The 17,949-nt window shown below is 72.2% G+C and carries 20 protein-coding genes and 1 pseudogene; 9 read left to right on the top strand and 12 right to left on the bottom strand.

Features of this window, described 5'->3' with window-relative positions:
- Positions 1-273: 273 nt before the first annotated feature.
- The 3 genes and pseudogenes from LIU39_RS08345 to LIU39_RS08335 all read right to left on the bottom strand — a co-directional run.
- Positions 274-1,494, bottom strand: a complete 1,221-nt coding sequence (locus tag LIU39_RS08345) for a serine hydrolase domain-containing protein (RefSeq protein WP_227045938.1) — start codon at positions 1,492-1,494, stop codon at positions 274-276.
- A 170-nt stretch (positions 1,495-1,664) separates the two neighbouring features.
- Positions 1,665-2,876, bottom strand: a complete 1,212-nt coding sequence (locus tag LIU39_RS08340; protein ID WP_227045937.1) for a VanZ family protein — start codon at positions 2,874-2,876, stop codon at positions 1,665-1,667.
- A gap of 363 nt (positions 2,877-3,239) precedes the next feature.
- A pseudogene (locus tag LIU39_RS08335) lies at positions 3,240-3,536 on the bottom strand (NAD(P)-dependent oxidoreductase); the annotation flags it as partial.
- Between the two features lie 26 nt (positions 3,537-3,562).
- On the opposite strand from LIU39_RS08335, the gene LIU39_RS08330 reads away from it, so the two are divergent.
- The 3 genes from LIU39_RS08330 to LIU39_RS08320 all read left to right on the top strand — a co-directional run bounded on the left by LIU39_RS08330 (position 3,563) and on the right by LIU39_RS08320 (position 5,791).
- Positions 3,563-4,429, top strand: a complete 867-nt coding sequence (locus tag LIU39_RS08330; RefSeq protein WP_372463828.1) for an IclR family transcriptional regulator domain-containing protein — start codon at positions 3,563-3,565, stop codon at positions 4,427-4,429.
- A 98-nt stretch (positions 4,430-4,527) separates the two neighbouring features.
- Positions 4,528-5,094, top strand: a complete 567-nt coding sequence (locus LIU39_RS08325; protein WP_227045935.1) for a CchlQ — start codon at positions 4,528-4,530, stop codon at positions 5,092-5,094.
- Between the two features lie 88 nt (positions 5,095-5,182).
- On the top strand, positions 5,183-5,791 hold the full coding sequence (locus LIU39_RS08320) for a hypothetical protein (RefSeq protein WP_227045934.1): 609 nt from the start codon (positions 5,183-5,185) through the stop codon (positions 5,789-5,791).
- A 64-nt stretch (positions 5,792-5,855) separates the two neighbouring features.
- On the opposite strand, the gene LIU39_RS08315 is transcribed toward LIU39_RS08320, so the two are convergent.
- The gene (locus LIU39_RS08315) at positions 5,856-6,995 is read right to left on the bottom strand and encodes a PP2C family protein-serine/threonine phosphatase (protein WP_227046043.1); all 1,140 of its coding nucleotides are present in this window, start codon (positions 6,993-6,995) and stop codon (positions 5,856-5,858) included.
- 187 nt (positions 6,996-7,182) lie between these two features.
- Between LIU39_RS08315 and LIU39_RS08310 the strand changes: the two genes are divergently transcribed.
- Positions 7,183-7,887, top strand: a complete 705-nt coding sequence (locus LIU39_RS08310) for an alpha/beta fold hydrolase (protein WP_227045933.1) — start codon at positions 7,183-7,185, stop codon at positions 7,885-7,887.
- Positions 7,888-7,955: 68 nt separating this feature from the next.
- Here the strand turns inward: LIU39_RS08310 and LIU39_RS08305 are convergent, their stop codons facing one another.
- The 5 genes from LIU39_RS08305 to LIU39_RS08285 form a co-directional block, all read right to left on the bottom strand.
- Positions 7,956-8,297, bottom strand: a complete 342-nt coding sequence (locus LIU39_RS08305; RefSeq protein ID WP_227045932.1) for a hypothetical protein — start codon at positions 8,295-8,297, stop codon at positions 7,956-7,958.
- A gap of 498 nt (positions 8,298-8,795) precedes the next feature.
- Complete coding sequence (locus LIU39_RS08300) at positions 8,796-9,503, bottom strand: aspartate/glutamate racemase family protein (RefSeq protein ID WP_227045931.1); 708 nt, start codon at positions 9,501-9,503, stop codon at positions 8,796-8,798.
- A 122-nt stretch (positions 9,504-9,625) separates the two neighbouring features.
- Complete coding sequence (locus LIU39_RS08295) at positions 9,626-10,045, bottom strand: PPOX class F420-dependent oxidoreductase (RefSeq protein WP_227045930.1); 420 nt, start codon at positions 10,043-10,045, stop codon at positions 9,626-9,628.
- Between the two features lie 147 nt (positions 10,046-10,192).
- A complete protein-coding gene (locus LIU39_RS08290; RefSeq protein WP_227045929.1) occupies positions 10,193-11,455 on the bottom strand; it encodes a GNAT family N-acetyltransferase in 1,263 nt (420 codons plus the stop codon).
- A 93-nt stretch (positions 11,456-11,548) separates the two neighbouring features.
- Entirely contained in the window at positions 11,549-11,749 is a 201-nt protein-coding gene (locus tag LIU39_RS08285) for a hypothetical protein (RefSeq protein WP_227045928.1), read from the bottom strand.
- Between the two features lie 10 nt (positions 11,750-11,759).
- Between LIU39_RS08285 and LIU39_RS08280 the strand changes: the two genes are divergently transcribed.
- The gene (locus LIU39_RS08280; protein WP_227045927.1) at positions 11,760-12,197 is read left to right on the top strand and encodes a LysR substrate-binding domain-containing protein; all 438 of its coding nucleotides are present in this window, start codon (positions 11,760-11,762) and stop codon (positions 12,195-12,197) included.
- On the opposite strand, the gene LIU39_RS08275 is transcribed toward LIU39_RS08280, so the two are convergent.
- Positions 12,171-13,256 (bottom strand): chitinase, encoded by a 1,086-nt coding sequence (locus tag LIU39_RS08275; RefSeq protein ID WP_227045926.1) that lies wholly within the window; start codon positions 13,254-13,256, stop codon positions 12,171-12,173. The two genes, LIU39_RS08280 and LIU39_RS08275, sit on opposite strands and share 27 nt — an antisense overlap.
- Before the next feature lie 404 nt (positions 13,257-13,660).
- On the bottom strand, positions 13,661-13,864 hold the full coding sequence (locus LIU39_RS08270) for a hypothetical protein (RefSeq protein WP_227045925.1): 204 nt from the start codon (positions 13,862-13,864) through the stop codon (positions 13,661-13,663).
- A gap of 170 nt (positions 13,865-14,034) precedes the next feature.
- On the opposite strand from LIU39_RS08270, the gene LIU39_RS08265 reads away from it, so the two are divergent.
- From LIU39_RS08265 to LIU39_RS08255, 3 genes are all read left to right on the top strand, one after another.
- Positions 14,035-14,466, top strand: a complete 432-nt coding sequence (locus LIU39_RS08265; protein WP_227045924.1) for a helix-turn-helix domain-containing protein — start codon at positions 14,035-14,037, stop codon at positions 14,464-14,466.
- Positions 14,463-15,302 (top strand): alpha/beta fold hydrolase, encoded by an 840-nt coding sequence (locus LIU39_RS08260; protein WP_227045923.1) that lies wholly within the window; start codon positions 14,463-14,465, stop codon positions 15,300-15,302. The genes LIU39_RS08265 and LIU39_RS08260 overlap by 4 nt, the downstream gene beginning before the upstream one ends.
- Before the next feature lie 174 nt (positions 15,303-15,476).
- Positions 15,477-15,914 (top strand): MarR family winged helix-turn-helix transcriptional regulator, encoded by a 438-nt coding sequence (locus tag LIU39_RS08255; protein WP_227045922.1) that lies wholly within the window; start codon positions 15,477-15,479, stop codon positions 15,912-15,914.
- 40 nt (positions 15,915-15,954) lie between these two features.
- Here the strand turns inward: LIU39_RS08255 and LIU39_RS08250 are convergent, their stop codons facing one another.
- Positions 15,955-16,836 (bottom strand): NAD(P)H-binding protein, encoded by an 882-nt coding sequence (locus LIU39_RS08250; protein ID WP_227045921.1) that lies wholly within the window; start codon positions 16,834-16,836, stop codon positions 15,955-15,957.
- A gap of 179 nt (positions 16,837-17,015) precedes the next feature.
- Here LIU39_RS08250 and LIU39_RS08245 point away from each other — a divergent pair, with 179 nt between their 5' ends.
- The gene (locus tag LIU39_RS08245; protein WP_227045920.1) at positions 17,016-17,897 is read left to right on the top strand and encodes a helix-turn-helix domain-containing protein; all 882 of its coding nucleotides are present in this window, start codon (positions 17,016-17,018) and stop codon (positions 17,895-17,897) included.
- The last annotated feature ends 52 nt before the right edge of the window (positions 17,898-17,949 follow it).

Below are 17,949 nucleotides of genomic sequence, written 5' to 3'. Positions count from 1 at the left end.
GCCCAGACCGGGCTGTGTGGGGGAAGGGCGTGGGAGGGGGGTGGCAGGGGCTGGGGGAGTGGGAGCGGGAACCGGTCGCCGGGCGTGCGGCAACGGGCGGGGAAGCGTGCCCCGAAGGGCCGTACGGTGGTATTTCGCGGGGCGCCGGCGAGGGTTTTCTGTTCAGACGCGGCGGCTCTGGCCGCCACGGCCTCCGGTGGAGCTGCGGGGCCGAAGGCCGTGGCGCTGAGCCGGGGAACCGGAGGAGGCGTCGGTGTCATCGGGGGCCGGTGTTCAGCGGCTCGTGCCCGCCGGGGCCTTTCCGCAGAACTCCGCCTCGATGACGTTGACGTAGACCGAGGAGTCCGTCAGCCAGTCGCCGTTGATGTTGAAGGTCAGCTGGTGCTCGCCGTCGGCGGTGCCGACCACGCCGGAGAGCGAGCCGTTGGTCCTTCCGGTCTTGCCCACCACCTTCACGCCGCAGGTCAGGGTGGCGAATTCGACGCCGAGCCCGAAGCCTGTGAGGTTGTCCGCCGGTACCTCTTCGAGCATGTCCTTCATCCGCGCCGGAGGCAGCAACTCCCCGCGTATCAGGGCGCGTTCGAAGCGGTTGAGGTCGCCGGTCGTGGAGATCAGCTCGCCCGATGCGCCCAGCCAGGACATGTTCTGCTCGGTTGCGTCGTGGATCGGGGCGTCGGGGTTCTCGTCGTGGAGCCGTGAGTAGGCGACGGGGTGCGGCGACGGCAGCTGCGCCGCGGTGCCGGGAAATGACGTGCCGTGCAGCTTCAGCGGCTTGATGATGCGCCGGGTCGCCTCGTACGCGTAGGAATGTCCGGTCGCCTTCTCGATGATCATCCCGGCGAGTACGTAATTGGTGTTCGAGTACCACGGCTTCTTTTCGGCACGGGGCTTCGGCGTATGCCGCATCGCGACCGCCACGAGCTGCTCGGGCGTGTACGTGTCGTAGCGGTGCCGGGGGAAGTTCTTGCCGGAGGCGTTGGCCTTGAACTCTTCGTCATCGGTGTGGCTGTACAGGCCACTGGTGTGGTTGAGCAGTTCCCGCAGGGTGATGGTGCGGCCGTCGTTCTTGTTGCCCCGCACCAGGCCGGGCAGCCACTTCTCGACGGTGTCGTCCAGGCTCAGCCGGCTCTCGTCCGCCAGCTGAAGGATGACGGTCGCGACGAACATCTTGGTGATGCTGCCCGCCCGGAAATGCTCCGCCGCCGAACGCTTCCGACCGGTCGCGGTGTCCGCGACACCTGCCGATCCGTTCCAGGTGCCGGCACGGTCGCGGACCTCGGCCTCGATGCCGGGCAGCCCGCCCGCCTTCACCGCCTTCTCCAGCGCGGCCTGCGTGGCGTCGTGCGAGCGGGCCGGCGCGGCGGCCGCGGCCGGGTCCAGGGGGTGGCCCCCGGGGGCTGCGCCCATCGCGTGGGCGGGGGCGAGGGACATGGCCCCTACCGAGGCGGTCACCGCAAGAGCGAGTAACGCCTTGTGTGTCGTCCGATGTCTCATCCGTCGAACCTCCGGTCACTCATGGGGCCGGTTGCGCCCCTGTGGGGGGAGTGACGCGGTGCTGGGCCCCGGAGTTGAGCGAAGGACCGGGCCAATCGGTCCGACGGGCTGCGCTGCCCCGTGACCGGTGGGCAGGTACGCGCGGCGTCCGGTCACGGGGCAGGGCCGCCTCACGGCGCGGAGCGCGCCCGCTCCGTCTGCGGCTGCGTATCGTCCGCGCCGGGGGCGTTCCGCTTGCGCGCCCGCAGGTGCGGCAGCGCCTCGTTCGTCACGCCGGACCAGACCTCGTGCCGACCCAGCCGCTCGGGATGCCGGCGGGCGTCCCGGACACCCCAGGCGTACAGCGCCAGACAGACCACGGCGGCCCCGCACCCGAGCACGGCAACGGCCAGCAGTCCGGCGAGGCCCCGGGACATGGGGTTGCCGGTGCGGGCGGCGACCGCGGCCAGGAACAGGGCGGTGACGCCCAGGGGAGCGGCCAGGACGGCCGCCCGCAGGGCCAGGGAACCGAGGCCGGGCCGGGCTCCGTCGGGGCCGGTGAGGCGGAGCAGCAGCGCGTGTTTGCCCGGCGTCGCGCCGGTCAGCCACGGCAGCAGCACGAACCAGAGTGCCAGGACGAAGACCGGTGTCAGCAGAGCCTGGCGGGCATCGGAGACGACGTGGACGGCGAAGGTGGCGGGCACGGCCAGTACCACCAGGCCCGTCATGTCCACCACCAGCGCCACCAGCCGACGCCCGAACGGGACCATGTCGTAGGCGGCCATGGCCCGGTCGTCCAGCGAGTCAAGATCCGGCAGGAGACGTGCCAGGGGCCCGGCGAGCGCCCAGCCGATCGACGCACCCGCCGCGTTGGCCAGCAGGTCGTCCACCGCGAAGAGCCGGTACGGGCACGGGTAGATCCCCCACAGCCCGGTGAACTGGGTCAGTTCGAAGAACAGCGAGACGAGCAGGCCCGCGGCCGTGGCGGCAAGGAGGCCGCGGCGGACGTGCAGCCGGATGAAGACTCCGAGGGGCAGCAGCAGGAGCAGGTTGAAGACCGTCTGCCAGAAGGCGGGGTTGTGCAGGATGAGCGCGCCGAAGGAGACGTGGTGGTGCGCCTCCTTCCACATGTCCTCGATGAAACTCCCCGGCATGAACTGCGGCTTGCCGAAGGACGGGAACGCCTTGCAGACGTCCACCGTCGGCCCCGGAAGCGGCACCACGACCAGGCAGAGGGCCGAAATGCCGTAATAGACACAGCCGTAGAGGGACAGAGTCCGCCAGCGGGTCATGATGCCGTGCCGCCGGTAGAGCACGATCGCCATGGGCACCGACATCAGCACCGCGAGGACGGGGAAGAGCAGTGCCGCCGTGCTGAGCGGCAGGATGTATGCGCCGGTCATCGCGCGCCCTCCCGCAGCGCCGCTCGTGCCCCTCTTGTCTCCCACGGGAGTGATGTCGCCCGGCGGCCTGTCGCTGATATCCGTCCCCCGGCGTTCCGGCTCTCCGGTGTGCGGTGCCCCATCGGCCGGGCGCCCCTTGTCGAAGGGAGTGTCCCGAAGTGCATCTGTGTCCTGTCGTCTTGCTCGGCAAGGATGGTTGAGTGCCTGCCCCGGGCCGACGCGCAGGACGGCCCTGCCCCAGGGCAGTGGTCCGTCCGCCTCGTGCCGGCCGCCGCCGGGCCGCGTGTCACGGGCCCGGCGCGCCACTGTGCGGCCCGTGATCGCTGCGGGCCGGGCGGGGACAGGGCCTCGGTGCCGATCTTGTCAGATGAACGCGGCGGCGGGTATCTCGCGTCGGTCCGCAAGAGCCGAGGTCAGGGGCGTCGCGACGGCAGGGGACGGGTGCAGCAGCGGCTCCCCGGTGGCCCACCGGCGTACCTGCTCCACGATCCGCCGTCCGGCGCGCGGGCGGAACGCGGCCGAGCCGCCTGCGACATGGGGCGTGATGAGGACGCCGGGCGCGTGCCGCAAGGGGTGGTCGCCGGGAAGCGGCTCGGGGTCGGTGACGTCGAGGGCGGCGCGGAGGCGGCCCGTGGCGGTCTCGGCGAGCAGGGCCTCGGTGCGGAGGGTGCAGCGGACGCTGCCGGATCGCCGTCCGGCCGTGGCTGGCCGCGGGCGGACTGGCCCTGTTCGGCTCCTACGCCGCCGGACCGCACTTCCCCGCGGCACTCGCCCTGCTCGTCGTGGCCGGACTGTGCCTCTACGCGCCCTACGGCCCCTGCTTCGCCCTGGTCACCGCGCTCGCCCCGGCCGGAGTCTCCGGCGCGGCCGTCGCACTGGTCAACTCCCTCGGTGCACTCGGCTCCTTCGCCGGCACCTACCTGGTGGGCTGGATACGCGGCACGTCCCTGGGGGACGGCGGCGCCTTCGCCCTCATGGCGGCCGGTACCCTGCTCTCCGCCGCCCTCGTGCTCGCCGTCCGCGAACCCCGCACCCCGCCCGCCCGGGTGCCGCGACCGGGCAGCCGGCCACCTCGCGAGCCGCACACCGGCCTGCCCGCCATCGCCGGCATCCTCTCCGACCGTGACGTCCTGCTCGTCCTGACCGCACAGGGCACCCAGCACCTCCAGCTCCACAGCGCCGAGGGCACCCGCAACGCCTGGCACGCCACCTCGCTCGGCAAGGCGCTGGTCGCCGCGCTGCCGCCGAACGAGCGCGAGGAACTCCTCACCGCCGGGCTGCGGCAGGCCACCGACCGCACCCCGACCGACCCGGACGCGCTGCGCGCAGAACTCGACCGGGTACGGGCCCAGGGCTGGGCCGAAGCCGACGAGGAGAGCGAGGTCGGCGTCCGCTCCATCGCCGTACCCGTGCCCGCCCCCACCGGCGACGCACCGCGCCTGGCCGTCTCCCTGAGCGCCGCCGTCGCCCTCACCGAACCCGACGCACTGCGCTCGCACGTACCGGCCCTGCACGCCTGCGCGGAGGAGATCGCCGCCCACATGGACCACTGAACATCCCTGAGCACCCCCGGACGTCCCGCCTTCCAACGGGCCCGCGGATTCCGTAGATTCACCCTCGGGATCACCACCGGCACAGGGGGAGAAGAAGCGTGGACTGGGGGACACTCGTCGCGACGGTCAGCGGCGGCTCCATAGCCATCACCGGCACCGTTCTGGCCGACTACCTGCGCCACCGGCGCGAGGACGACCAGGGCGCGGAGGCCCGGCGGCGTGCCGTCTACACCGAGTTCATCTCGGCCGCCGGGGCCTGCCACGCGCGCCTGCGCCAGATCGCCCAGGCCCCCGGCGCCGAGGCCGACCTGGAGGCCGCCACCCGCGCCGCGCTGACCGACGCCGCGCTCTACGACGTGCGCGAGCGGCTGTTCATCGACGCCTCCACGGCAGTCGCCGGCGCCGGGCAGGCCATGTTCGAGCGGCTCCGTGCCCTCCAACGCACCGTCGCCACCGGCGCCGCACCCTCCTCACCCGCGTTCCACGACGTCTACCACCACTACATCGGCGCCGTCTGGCACTACCGCGTTGCGGTCCGCAACGAACTGGAGAACCGGCCCCTGTCACCCGCGGTGTTCGGCTGGGAAGGCTGGGACGGCACGGACCGCTGCCCGATGTGCCGGACCGCACCCACCGCCGGAACCCGACCCACCGGAACGGACTGACCGGTGCCGGCCCGGACGGGCACGACGCATCCCGGCGTCGGATCACGGGCTCGGGACGGCCCTGCCCGGCCCCATCTACCCTCTACGGATGGACAGTTCAACCGCGCGCCGGGAGCGCGCCCGGCACCGCCGCACGGATGCCCTCGGCATCCTCACAACGCTGGGACTGACCGAACGGTGGCGCCCACTCGGTACCCCCGTACTCGTCGGATCCGTGGCGCTCGACCTGGTCGTCGAGCCGGACATCGACCTGGAGATCTCCTCCGAAACCCCCTCCGCGGCCCAGGGATTCGCGGCGCTCACCCCGTGCGCCGGGCTTCCCGGCGTGCGAAGACTCCGGTTCACCAACGCCCTTGACCTGGACGACAAGGGGCTCTACTGGCGCCTCGATTACGAGGACCACACCGACCGGACCTGGCAGATCGACATGTGGTGGCTCCCCCACGACCACCCCGGACCCCGCGCCGCCGACCTCGTCGGACCGCTGCGGGACGCCCTGACCGACGAGACCCGCGACGCGATCCTCGCCGTCAAGGAGGGCGCCGCCGAGCAGGGCGATCCGCTGCCGGGAGTGTGGGTCTACCAAGCCGTCCTGGAGCACGCGGTACGCAGCTACCCCGAGTACCTCGCCTGGCGTGCCCGCACCCCCACGGGCGGACTGACCTCCTGGCGCCCCGCTGCGAGCCGGAGACAGTGACGCCGCCCTTGCGGCCTTCGGGGGAATCCCACGTGCACCGTCGACGGCAGGCCGGGCGGCGCGGTCACGCGGTGGGCGGGCGGTGCAGGGTGAGGAGGGCCTGGTCGTCCTGGGCGCGGCCACCGCTGTGCCGGCTGACGTCGTGGATCAGCAGATCGAGGACGGTCCCGGGATCGACGGGCTGCGCACCGCGCGCGGACTTCAGCCGCCGTTCCAGCAGGTAGGGAATGCGCGACTCGGGCCGGTAGAAGACTCCGGCCGGATTGCGGGCCTCGGTGATGCCGTCGGTGTGGCACAGCAGCGTCGCACCAGGAGGGAAGACGAAGGTGTCCACCGTCGTGGCCCATGCGCCCAGCGAGGTGATGCCCAGAGGGGGCGCCTCGTCCGACGGCTCCAGGACGGTCACGTCGCCGCAGGAGGTGAGGAGCAGCGGAGGCGGGTGGCCCCGGTTGACCAGGTGGACGCGGCTGAGATCGGCCGCGAATTCCGCGAGGAGTGCGGTCGTGAACCCCTCGGACTGCTCCAGCCCCTCCCGACGCTGCCCCTCACGCAGCAGGGCCTCCTCCAGCATGTCGACCAGCCGGACCAGATCGGGCGCCTGATCTGCGGCGAAGCGGAACGCGCCCACGTCGACGCTGACCGCGCCGATGGCGCTGAGCCCCTTGCCCCGCACGTCGCCGACCATGGCCCGCACCCCGTACGGCGTGTCCTGCACCGCATACAGGTCGCCGCCGATCAGGGCCCCGCTCTCGGCAGGCACATAACGGGCGGCGATGTGCAGCGCGCCGAGCCGGCTCGGGGGAGTCGGCAGCACGGCCTGCACGGCGGTCGCGGCGGCGCGCCTGGCGTGCTGGGCGGTGGTGTGCTCGTAGCGGAGCGAGCGGTTGAGCGCGATTGCCAGCAGTGTCACCGCCACGAGGGTGAGCTGGTTGGAGATGCCGCGCTGCCAGCCGAACGTGCCGTCGAGGTAGGCGAGGAGCGCATGCACCCCCATGGCGACCAGGCCGACGACGACGATCATGGTTCGGCGCAGCACCGGGGCCGCCAGCACCGGTGCGACGGACAGCAGCGGCGCGGTCGTCACCTGCGTGGGCGTCACGAGGTCCACCAGCACCGCCAGCAGGATCACAGTTGCCGGCGCCCAGACCGCCCACCGCCTGACCGTTTCCCCAATCACCCTTCTCACCCTGCCGGTGCCGCACATACGCCGCACGCCGACCGTGTGGTCCGATGCGCGATCCTCCGTGGCACCGGAGTCCCGCGGTACCGGAGCGAGGCCGCGGAGCCGGTCCGGGAGCCCGCCCCGGCGCATGGCCGATGCCCGAAGCCGGGCACCGGCCGTCGCGGATGGACGGGGCCGGATTGTCAGACCCCTCCGATACGTTGCCGGCATGACGAATTTCGTGCTGGTTGCAGGGGCGTGGCTCGGCTCGTGGGCATGGGACGAGGTGGTGCCCGAGCTGCGTGCGGCCGGCCATGACGCCTACCCCCTGACGCTGTCCGGCCTTGCCGACAAGCGGGGCGTACCGGCCGGGCAGCAGACCCACGTCCAGGACATCGTCGACGAGATCGAACGCCGCGATCTGCGCGACGTCGTCCTCGCCGGGCACAGCTACGCGGGCATACCGGCAGGTCAGGCCGCCGAGCGCATCGGCGACCGGCTGACCCGCCTGGTCTTCGTCGACTCCAACGTTCCGGCCGATGGCGAGTCCTTCGTGTCCGCCTGGCCGGAAGGCCGGGCGAGAGTGGAGGCGTCGCTCGCCGCGCACGCGGGATTCTGGCCACCGTTGCCCGCGGCCGACTACACAGGCCACAACCTCGGCGACGCACAGATCGCACGGATCGCGGCGGCCTCCACGCCCCATCCGGGAGCGACCCTGACCGAACCGGCCGTGCTGTCCGGCGCGCTCGACGGCCTCCCGGTGACCTACCTCGCCTGCCTGCCCGACAGTGCCGGACCGAGCGACGAGGTGACTGCGATGCTGACCGGCGAGCACTGGCGGCTGACCACGCTGGCAACCGGCCACTGGCCCATGTTTTCCCGCCCCCGCGAGCTGGCACAGGTTCTCATCGATGCGGCAGGAAAGGGCAGTTGATGCTGTTCACCGGGAACAGGGGGCGAGGGCCGAAGCGGGCGGCCCCTCGCGCGGCCGCCCGCCGTGGCTCACGGCTTCATGGGGGCGATGCCGGGGCGATCGTGGCCGCCGGGGCGCGGCTGCTTCATCGGGGCGTGCTCCGCCTCGAAGGTCTTCATCACCTTGTTCCGCTGCTGCACGGCCGACTGCGCCGACGCGAGGTGCCGGTTCACCTCCAGGAGGCCGCCTCCGGCACCGTTCGTGGCAGGGGCAAGGCAGACCGCACTGCCCCGCCGTGTCCCGTCGAGCACCAGCGACCACCACCGCCGCCCGTCGGCGAACGGGTAGGGACGGGCTCCGGCGCCCGCCTCGGCGTCCTTGGCCAGGTCGTGGCAGGCGGCTTCGACCGCCCTGTCCCGCCGGAGGTCCATGCCGCCCGCCGCCGGCCCGCGGCTGCCACGCCGCGCGACCGCCCTGCTCGAAGCGTTCCGGTACGCCGCCGTGTGCCCGGCGGTCCGGGAAAGGACCGGCCGCCCGTCCCAGAGCCTGAACACCATCACCGGGATGCTCTGCAGTGGCGGCCTGACCACCCGTGTCGCGCCCGGCCCCCGCAACAGCCCCGCCCACAGCGCGTTCCCCGCCGTGCTCCCCGTCGCACTCCCCGACACGACCGCGAGCCTTACGGCGGTAGCGCACAGCACGGCCGCCGTGACCTGCCGGCGCACCGGCCGCCTCTCTCCTGCCAACGGCGTTGCGGCTACGGGGGTGTCCGGTCGAGCAGCGGCACCTCGTGCGGCGCCACCGCGGCCACGACCTCGTACACGACCTCACGCACAGTGCGCACGGCTGATCCCTCCGCTCCGACCGGTGAAGACCAACCGCGATATTCCCCACCGGTCGTGTCGCGCACGGCAGTTGGGGGTTCGCGCTCAGCTCCGATGCCCGGAGGTCTCAAGGGCGCGCGTCACCGCCGCCTCGGCGTGCAGGAAGGTCGTGGGGAAGACCGGGACCGGACTGTCGTCGGCGCCGATCAGCAGCTCGATTTCCGTGCAGCCGAGCACGACGGCCTCGGCCCCCGCCGTCACGAGGTCCGCGATGACGGCCTGGTAGTCGCGCCGGGACTCCTCCCGTACGACGCCGAGGCACAGCTCGTCGTAGATCACCTCGTGCACGCGCCGACGCCCCTCGGCGCCGGGGACGAGCACCTGGAGTCCGTGGGAGGCGAGGCGGTCGCGGTAGAAGTCCTGCTCCATGGTGAACGCGGTGCCCAGCAGCCCCACGCGCCGCAGGCCCCGCGCCCTTACGGCGTCGGCGGTGGTGTCGGCGAGGTGCACGAGCGGGATCCGCACGGCGGCCGCCACTCGGTCGGCGACCTTGTGCATGGTGTTCGTGCAGAGCAGCACCATGTCCGCGCCGGCCGCCTGCACCGCAACCGCCGCATCGGCCAGCAGCTCCCCGGCCTCGTCCCAGCGCCCGGCCGCCTGGAGCCGTTCGATCCGTGCGAAATCCACGGAGTAGAGCACGCACGGCGCGGAGTGCAGCCCGCCCAGCCGCTCCCGCGTCAGCTCGTTCAGCAGCCGGTAGTACTCCGCCGTGGACTCCCAGCTCATGCCGCCGATCAACCCGATGGTCTGCATCGCACCACTCTCGCACGCGTGCACGGCGGTCGGCGCGTGGCCCCGCGCTCCGGCAATACGCGTGGTCCCTTTCCTTCTGCGGCCCGGCAGTTGAGCGAAGACGCCTCCCGTCCCGCACCGCGTCATCCGGCCTGGTAGTTGTCCTTCAACGTGCCCCACCCGTGCCAGCGGTCGATCTCGATCCAGGCGCTGACCCGGCCGCGGTCCCGCTGCGGATACGGCTTGCCCAGGTAGTGGCGGGCCAGCCGGTCGATGTCGGTCAGGTCGCTGTCCTCGTACAGGTCGGTGACCCGGCCGATGAGGCTGATGTGGGTGTACCAGTTGCCCTCGTCGAGCGCGGTGAGCGTGACCCGGGGATCGCGGCGGACGTGCTGCAGCCGCCTGCGCCCCTCGTCCATGTTGACCAGCACCCGGCCGTCGTCCCAGAGGTACCAGGTGGCCGTGGACACCGGCTGCCCGTCCGACCGCAGCGTCGTGACGACCGCCGGATTCGCCTGTGCCAGCATCGCTACGGCCGCGTCGGGAAGCGGGGGTTTCGACATCTGAGGAGCTCCTGTTCATGTTCTGTCCGGCTGGTCCGGCATCCGTCAGACCGTCTATACCCGGCGCCGGACCCGCCGTGTGCCGCCCCGACCCCATTGGGTCAGCCCGGACACGGATGGGCGCAGGGGCGGCGGGGCGGGCGGCCGTCAGTAGTCCTCGTGGGCGAACGGCAGGAGATCCGTCCGCAGCGCCGCGTCCAGGCGGTCCGCCGCACCCGGTGTGCGTTCGGTGGCCAGTCCCGCTGTCAGGAGGCGGCGCAGGGGCGTGCCGCCCAGGTAGCAGGCCGCCAGTTCGCGGACGTCCAGGACGAGGTCGGGCGGGTCGTCGGCCGGCCGGTAGGACGTCGGCTCGCCGGGCCCGGCCGTGAGGCGGAAGCGGCCGTGGTTGGCGGGCAGGGTGGCGTCGCCGACGTCGAGCACGAGATCGACGGGCGCCGCCCAGGACCGGGCCGTCAGGGCCGCGTGCACGTCCACCAGGCGGAGCCACAGCGCCGGGTACTGCTTCGTGACGCGTACCTGATCCCGGTCGGCAGCAAAGTGCAGCAGCGGATCGTCCGTCGGCCGTACCCAGGCCACCACCTTGCCCGTGAGGTCGATGGCGGCGAGGTAGTCCCACAGCGCGGCGGCCACCGGGGCGCTGTCCGCCTCCAGTTCGTACACCTCGATCACACCCGGCGCGCGCGTCACGCTGTTCCCGGCCTCGGTACGGTAGACGGCGTATCCGGCGGGTACGGCGCCCGGCTCGCCGAGCGCGACGACGCGGGCAGGCCCCTCGTCCTCCTCGTCGCAGAGCACGTGCGTGCGCCACCAGTCGTCGTCCCGGGCGAGACGGCCGGCCCGCAAGAAGCGCCCCGCCTCGTACCGGGGCCCGAGCACGGCCGGCGCCTCCGCATGATCGAGCAGCCGCAGGGGACGCGGATCGGGGGTGATGCGCAGGGCGAGCGGCCGAGTGGAGTCGATCTCGATGGTGTAAGCCTCGGTGGCGTGGGCGTAGCCGAAGCGGCCGTAGATGGCTTCCTCCGACGCCCACAGGCAGGACAGCGGCTGGCCGGCCTCGGCGCAGTGCCGCCACTGCTCGTTGAGCATGCGGGACAGCAGCCCGCGCCTGCGGTGCGTGGGGGCGACGGCAACGTGATCGAGCCCCGCGCAGGCCAGGTCACCACCGGGCACGGACAGGCGGAACGGGTGTGCGGCGACCAGGCCGACGAGGGTGTCGCCGTCGTAGGCCCCGGTGCGTGCGCAGCGCCTCAGCGCCGCGCGGCACCGGGCGCGTTCCTCCTCCGAGTCCTTCTCGTGGAACACCAGCTCGGTGAGGTCGAGGGCCTGGTCCAGCTGCGCTTCGGGGATCTTCCGGATGGCGGGATTCACCGAAGTGACGCTAGCCGTGCCGCCCGCGCATAGCCATCTCATTCCGGGCAATGCGGGCCGCGCCGCGCCTCCGTTACGTCGGCCGGAGCGGGCGGTTGAGGAGGATGACGCCGAGGACGGTGACCAGGCCGCCGGTCAGTTCGACGACGTGGGGCACCGCCGCAAGCCACCCGAAAGAGATGACGAGCGCGCGGGCGGCACCAGGTACAGGGCGGCCGCGGACACCGACATCGGCAGGCGCGTCACGGCGTAGCCCCGGATGACGAAGCCGAGCGCGGAGGGCAGCAGGTCCAGGAAGGCCGCCACGGCGAGGGCGCCCGCCGGTGCGTGCCCCACGGCGTCCACGGTGACCGGGAGCACGGGCAGCGCGATGAGCGTCCCCGCGGCCATGCGAGGTGGCGACCGCCGGCCCGCTGTAGCGGTCCAGCAGGGGCTTGGCCGCCGTGTGGTACGTGCCCTGGAAGAGCGCACAGCTGCACTGCTGCCCCGCGACTCCCCCCGGGGCTGCGAGGAATCGAAGCTGCTGGACGCCCCGGTGCTGCTCGCCCTGCATCCCGACCGTGCGTCCGGCCTCGGCCTGGCAGTCGGTGAACCCGCCGACCTGGCGGCCCTCGCCGACGCCCCGTGGCTCACCCCCGTCCCCGTCGCGTCCTGCTACGAGAGGATCCAACGCGCCTGTGGGACGGCCGGTTTCGTGCCCCGCATCCGGGCGCGCAGCAGTGACTTCTCCGTACTGACCGCGCTCGCCGCCGACGCGCTACCGGGCGGCGTGCAGCTCCCCTGACGTGCCTCCTGGGATGGACGGCCGTGCGGTGGTGGAAGCGGCGCCGGCGAACTTCACCGAGTACGCGGTGAAGTCGTACGCGCCTTGTGGCACGCTGCTGCATGTGCCGGATGTCTTGCCGTTGTTGTCCGGCGGGGAGCACTGCCGGTCCCGGTTGACGGACCAGTTCGTGAAGCGTGCCAGGTGGTGGGCGGTCGCGAAGTCCAGCACCTTCTGGAAGTCCGCCTGGGTGAAGTACTCGCCGGTGTCGCTGCGGCCGTTCATCTGCGAAATGCCCTCGTGGGCGTAGGCGGTGGCCTCGTCCCAGCCGAAGGTGGACCGCAGGATCCCGTTGAAGTTCGTGAGGGCCGCGGTCTGCGACGCGGCGCCGTTGAAGCCGCCGTCGAAGGGCATGATGGAGAAGTTGTCCGGCGTGAAGGACTGGGACTTGGCTTCGTTGAGCATCTGCTTGCCGAACCAGCCGGTGCCGTCGGCGGTCCCCGCGGTGGTGATGGAGAGGTAGATCCCGGGGTTCTTCTGCTGGAGGATCTTGGCGGCCCCGATCTCGTTGTGGATGGCGGCGGTGTTCTCGTACTCCGGCTCCTCCAGGTCGAAGTCGAGCGCCTTGAGGCCGTACTTGTCGATGGCCTGCTGGTATGCGGCGGCCGTCGCCTCGGGGGTGCCGCAACTCTGCCCGAGCTTGGTGCCGCCGTATCCGCCGATGGAGGCCGAGACGTCGCCGCCCTTCGCGCGGATCGCGGAGATCACGCCGGCCACCGCGGTGTCCGAGCTCACCGGGCTCGTGCCGTCCCATGTCGCGGTGCAGCCACCGCTGTTCGGGGCCAGGATGAAGGCGAGCTGGAACGCTTTGAGGCCGGTGGCGTTCATTACCGCTCCGGCGTCCGGCGGGTCGTTGTCGAGCGGCATGAGATAGGGCGCCGCCGCGTACCAGTTGCTGCCCAGGGCCTTCGGCTCCGGGGCGGCGCCGCGGCCCGCACCGTGCGCCGTGGCGGTGGCGGTGAGCGCGAGGCAGGCCGCGGAGACGACGGCGGCGAGCGTTCTGACGTGACGAAGTGGCACGTGCCCTCCCACGAAGAAGCAAGGTGGTCCAGACCAATTGCTCCACAGGGTGACCCTCGCTCCTGGGTGCGTCAACACTTTGGACCGGACCGGACCGGGGCGGGCGGAGTCGGCCGGACTGGGCCGGGTCGGTACTGTGCCGTCGCCCGGACTTCGTGGCACCTGGATGAGGGCGTGCAGACAGGCCGTCAGGGAGCTGCCGTCCGAGGCCGGTTGTCGGACCCACGTCCTACGCTGCGATGTCATGACGACCTTTCCGGCCGCAACCATGAGCAGTGCCGCAACCATGAGCAGTGCCGCAACCATGAGTAACGCGGCAACCGAGGGTGAAGCGGTAGCCGAGGGTGAAACCGGCCGGACTTCGACTTCCTGGTGGGCGATACGTCCCTGGAGTCGCTCAAGGGTCAATCGGTAACGCTGCGCGACCTGTTGGGCCTGGCCGGGCTGCCCGCGCTGACGCGGCTGGACCTGCGGATCTCCAGGTTCGACAGTCCGAGCGTGGCACCGCTGCTCGACTTCCCCGCCCTCGCCTGCCTCCACTCACCGAACACGCGCCGCAGGTCGTGCTCCACGCCGACGGGGCGGCCGAGGTGCTCGCCGCCTTGCATGTGCGGGGAGTGGAGGCACGCTTCCGCCGCTGACCCGCGCCCAAGTGTCTGCCGCTACCGCCCCGCCCCTGCACCCACTTGCCTCCCCCATTCCCTCAACCGCCTCCATCATCCATCGTTCCGTAAACTTCCCTATTGCTTCCTCGGTTAGAGGAAAATAGAGTACTTTCATGAGTGATCACTTCTACTCTGTGGAACAAGTCGCCGAGCACCTCGGCCTGCATGTCCGCACCATCCGCAACTACGTGCGGGACGGACGGCTCCCCGCCGTCCGTATCGGCAAGCAGTACCGCATCGCGCACGAGGATCTGGAGGCGTTCACCGGCCGCCCGGTGCCCTCGGGCACCGGCGAAACCGCCGAGGGGCCGCGGCATTCCGAGGTGTCGAGCATCGTGGAGATCGACGCGGTCGGTGCCGATATGGCCCACCGCCTGACCACCCTCCTGATGAGTGCGGCCGCCCACCGGCGCCCGGGTGACGCGCGGCTGCGGATCGAGACGGCCTACGACAAGGAGAGGGCACGGATGAAGGTCATCGTTCTGGGCGGCCTCGGCGACACCGCCCGGCTGCTCGACTACATGGAAGGCGTGCTCGCGTCATGAATGCGATCTACAAGTCCGAGGCGGGCGCGAGCGAGATCCGGCGGCGGTACCGGGAGGCGCTGCACGCCTGGCCGGTCCCGTCCGAGCAGGTGCGGGTGCCGACCGGCGAGGGCGAGACCTTCGTCGTCGCCTCCGGTCCGAAGGGCGCGCCGCCCCTCCTCCTGCTGCACGGCTCGGGCGCCAACACCACCGCCTGGTGGGACGATGTCGCCTCCTGGTCGCGGCACTTCCGCACCTACGCCATCGACCTCATCGGTGAGCCGGGCCTCAGCGCGTCCGCCCGTCCGCCCTTGGACTCCGACGCCCACGCGCGGTGGCTGGACGAGGTGCTGGAGGGGCTGGGGATCGCGAGCGCCTCGGTCGTCGGGGTCTCCCTCGGCGGCTGGGTGGCGCTGGACTACGCCATCCGCAGGCCGGAGCGGGTGACGCGGCTGGCGCTCCTGTGCCCCGGTGGTCTGGGGCGGCAGAAGATGGGTGTTCTGGTCAAGGCCCTGCTCCTGAGCCCGTTCGGACGTTGGGGGGCGCGCAGGTCGATACGTGCCGTTGTGGGGCTGGAGGGGCCGGAAGCCGAACCCGTCATCGATCATGTCGTGCTGACCTTCAAGCACTTCAGGCCGCGCACGGAGCGGCTTCCCGCGTTCCCCGACGAGGCGTTGCGCCGGCTTGCCGCGCCCGTGCTGGTGACCGTCGGCGGCCGCGACGCCATGTTCGACTCCGCGGCCACCGCCCGGCGCGTGCGCGAGTGCGTCCCGCACGCGCGCGTCAACGTCCTGCCCGAGGTGGGTCACGCGATCTTCGGCCGGACCGAACCCATCCTCGCGTTCCTCCGCGGCTGACCCGAATGCGGGCCGCTCGTGAGCGGCGGCCTTGGCGCTCCCGCCGCTCGCGGGTGCCCGAATCGCCAAGCCGGTGCGCCGGTATCGCCGTGCCGTGCCGCGCTCCGGCAGGGGTCCGGCCGAGGTCATCAGCCCAGATTGACTGTCTGGAGGGGGCAATTTAGGGTCGGGATCATGGCGCAGACCCCGGACATCGATGACCTGGCCGCAGGGCTCTACGGAGGCATCGGTTTGCTCGCCCGGCGGATCCGTCACCTCCAGGCGCCCGGCGACCTGTCGTTGCCGGAACGCTCGGCGCTGGCGCGGCTGGACCGGGGCGGCCCGAACACGGCGGCCGAGCTGGCGAGGGCCGAGCAGATCACGTCCCAGGCCATGGGAACCACCCTGAGCGCCCTGGAGGAGCGCGGCTTCGTCGAGCGCCGCCCCGATCCGCATGACGGCCGGCGGGTCATCATGTCCGTGACCGAGGCCGGGGTGGAGATACTGCGGCACAAGCGGGACGCTCGGGCTCAGCAGCTGGCGAAGGCCCTGGGCGAGCAGTTCACGGTCTCCGAACTGGAGACGCTGCGAGCGGCGGCGCCGCTGATCGAGCGCTTGGGCGAGAGCCTCTGACACCGGCAGGCCGGGAGCCCCGCCTGCCGGTGCGGCGGCCTCACCAGGCCGTGTTGGGTGCGGGCCACCAGCCGGCGGCCGAGGCGTCGGACGCGGGGGAGCCGGTCAGCCGGGGCACGGTGTCGGTGACCGTCGACAGCTCGCCGTTGGCGATGGCCCGGTACCACGAGATCCAGCTCTCCATCTGCTCGCCGCTCGTGCCCTGCCGCCATCGTCGCGCGAATGCCTCGTCCAAGGTCTCGGGCTGGTAGCGGTAGGGCCGGCCGGTCGCGGCGGCGATGCGGGCCGTGACCTCGTGGAGGGTCAGGGCCTGCGGCCCGGTGACGTCCAAGGTCGCCCCGTCGTAAGGGGAGTTGGGACCGTTGTCGAGGGCGACCTTCTCGATGACGGCGGCGAGGTCGTCGTGGGTGACGAAGGCGGCCCGCCCGTCGCCACCGGGGCCGCGCACGACGAGTTCCTCGTCGGCGAGGGCTGCCGGGGTCGCCGCGTAGAAGCCGGCCCGGAAGATGGTGTGGCGGGCGCCGGTGCCGGCCAGGAACCGCTCGGTCAGCCAGTGGTCGCGGGCGTTGCGGTACGTGGCGTCGGGCGCGGCTCCCACCAGGGACACGTACAGGACGCGGGTCACGCCGACCGCGAGCGCGGCGTCGACGGCGGTGGCGTGCTCCTCCAGCCGCCGTCCCGTCGGATGGCCCGAGACCAGGATGAGGGTCGAGGCGCCTTCGAGTGCGGTGCGCATGGCAGGGGCGTCGGCGTAGGCGGCCGGGCCGCGCCGCTCGGCTCCGGGCAGCTCGGGCAGCTGTCCGGGGCGGCGGCCGATGAGCAGTTGGGGGACGCCGTGGCGGGCGAGCCCGGCGGCGATGCGGCTGCCGAGGGCTCCGGTGACGCCGGTGACCGCCACCGGTGCGTGTGCCTGCTCGGACATGGAATGCCTCCTTGTGAGATGCGGCCCGCGCTTGCCGCCGGGCCCAACTGACCGATGGCCGGTGGCGCTTCGGCCGCCCGGCTCAGCCAACGTAACGACCCCGGGAACCTCATCCGGCCCGTCAGCCGGGGTGCAGTACACCCAGGCTGCCGCGGCGGGCGGTTGGCTAACCTGGAGCCATGACGAGGGAGAATGCGCTGGGCGACTTTCTGCGGGCACGCCGTGATCTGCTCGCACCCGAGGACATGGGGCTGCGGTCGTACACCGTCCGCCGGGTGAAGGGGCTGCGGCGCGAGGAGGTCGCGTTGCTGGCGGGCGTCAGCACCGACTACTACACCCGGCTCGAACAGGGCAGGGAACGGCATCCCTCGCACCAGGTCCTGGACGCCGTCGCGCGGGCCCTGCGCCTGGAGGCGGCCGCCGCCGAACATCTCTTCCGGCTGGCCAATCCGGCGCCGTCCGGAGCCGCGGCCGCCGCCGAGCCGACCGTCAGCACGGAACTGCTGCGCCTGCTGGACCACTTCCTGGACGTGCCGGCCTGCGTCCTCAGCCCCGCGCTGGACGTCCTCGCCGCCAATCCGGTCGCGGAGCAGCTGTACAGCGGGTTCGCGCAGTTCGACAATTTGCTGCGGATGACCTTCCTCGACCCGTTCGCCCGCCGCTTCTTCCGCGACTGGGACCAGGCGGCGCGCGGCGCGGTCAGCACCCTCCGCGCCCTGTCCGCGCCCTTTCCCGGTGACCGGCGCGTCGCCGAGATCATCGGGGACGTCTCGCTGCACAGCCCGGCCTTCGTGTCGCTGTGGTCCCGCTACGAGGTGCGGCCCAGGACCAGCGAGGACAAGCGGCTGTGGCACCCGGACGTCGGCGAGATGCGGCTGCACTACGAGGCGTTCACCATCACCAGCGCACCGGGTCAGCAGCTCTTCGTCTACTCCGCCGAGCCGGGCAGCCCCGGCGCCGACGGCCTGTCCCTGCTGCGCTCGTTCGCGGGCGACCGTGGCCGTGCCGGTAACGTCGGTGGCGGTCCCGCCGATGAGCGGCCGGTGGACGGCACGATATGAACGGGGGCCGTCGGTCCCGTCGACGGCCCCCGTTTCGCCCGCTGTTTCGTCC

The sequence above is a fragment of the Streptomyces pinistramenti genome (assembly GCF_020564935.1).
Classification (GTDB): Bacteria; Actinomycetota; Actinomycetes; order Streptomycetales; family Streptomycetaceae; genus Streptomyces; species Streptomyces pinistramenti.
This window is presented reverse-complemented; position numbering and strand designations above follow the sequence as displayed.

Coding starts and splice junctions, on each gene's coding strand:
- LIU39_RS08345 (WP_227045938.1), bottom strand. CDS start 1,494: ATGAGACATCGGACGACACACAAGGCGTTACTCGCTCTTGCGGTGACC.
- LIU39_RS08340 (WP_227045937.1), bottom strand. CDS start 2,876: ATGACCGGCGCATACATCCTGCCGCTCAGCACGGCGGCACTGCTCTTC.
- LIU39_RS08320 (WP_227045934.1), top strand. CDS start 5,183: ATGGACAGTTCAACCGCGCGCCGGGAGCGCGCCCGGCACCGCCGCACG.
- LIU39_RS08315 (WP_227046043.1), bottom strand. CDS start 6,995: ATGTGCGGCACCGGCAGGGTGAGAAGGGTGATTGGGGAAACGGTCAGG.
- LIU39_RS08310 (WP_227045933.1), top strand. CDS start 7,183: ATGACGAATTTCGTGCTGGTTGCAGGGGCGTGGCTCGGCTCGTGGGCA.
- LIU39_RS08305 (WP_227045932.1), bottom strand. CDS start 8,297: ATGGACCTCCGGCGGGACAGGGCGGTCGAAGCCGCCTGCCACGACCTG.
- LIU39_RS08300 (WP_227045931.1), bottom strand. CDS start 9,503: ATGCAGACCATCGGGTTGATCGGCGGCATGAGCTGGGAGTCCACGGCG.
- LIU39_RS08295 (WP_227045930.1), bottom strand. CDS start 10,045: ATGTCGAAACCCCCGCTTCCCGACGCGGCCGTAGCGATGCTGGCACAG.
- LIU39_RS08290 (WP_227045929.1), bottom strand. CDS start 11,455: ATGAGATGGCTATGCGCGGGCGGCACGGCTAGCGTCACTTCGGTGAAT.
- LIU39_RS08270 (WP_227045925.1), bottom strand. CDS start 13,864: ATGCAAGGCGGCGAGCACCTCGGCCGCCCCGTCGGCGTGGAGCACGAC.
- LIU39_RS08265 (WP_227045924.1), top strand. CDS start 14,035: ATGAGTGATCACTTCTACTCTGTGGAACAAGTCGCCGAGCACCTCGGC.
- LIU39_RS08260 (WP_227045923.1), top strand. CDS start 14,463: ATGAATGCGATCTACAAGTCCGAGGCGGGCGCGAGCGAGATCCGGCGG.
- LIU39_RS08255 (WP_227045922.1), top strand. CDS start 15,477: ATGGCGCAGACCCCGGACATCGATGACCTGGCCGCAGGGCTCTACGGA.
- LIU39_RS08250 (WP_227045921.1), bottom strand. CDS start 16,836: ATGTCCGAGCAGGCACACGCACCGGTGGCGGTCACCGGCGTCACCGGA.
- LIU39_RS08245 (WP_227045920.1), top strand. CDS start 17,016: ATGACGAGGGAGAATGCGCTGGGCGACTTTCTGCGGGCACGCCGTGAT.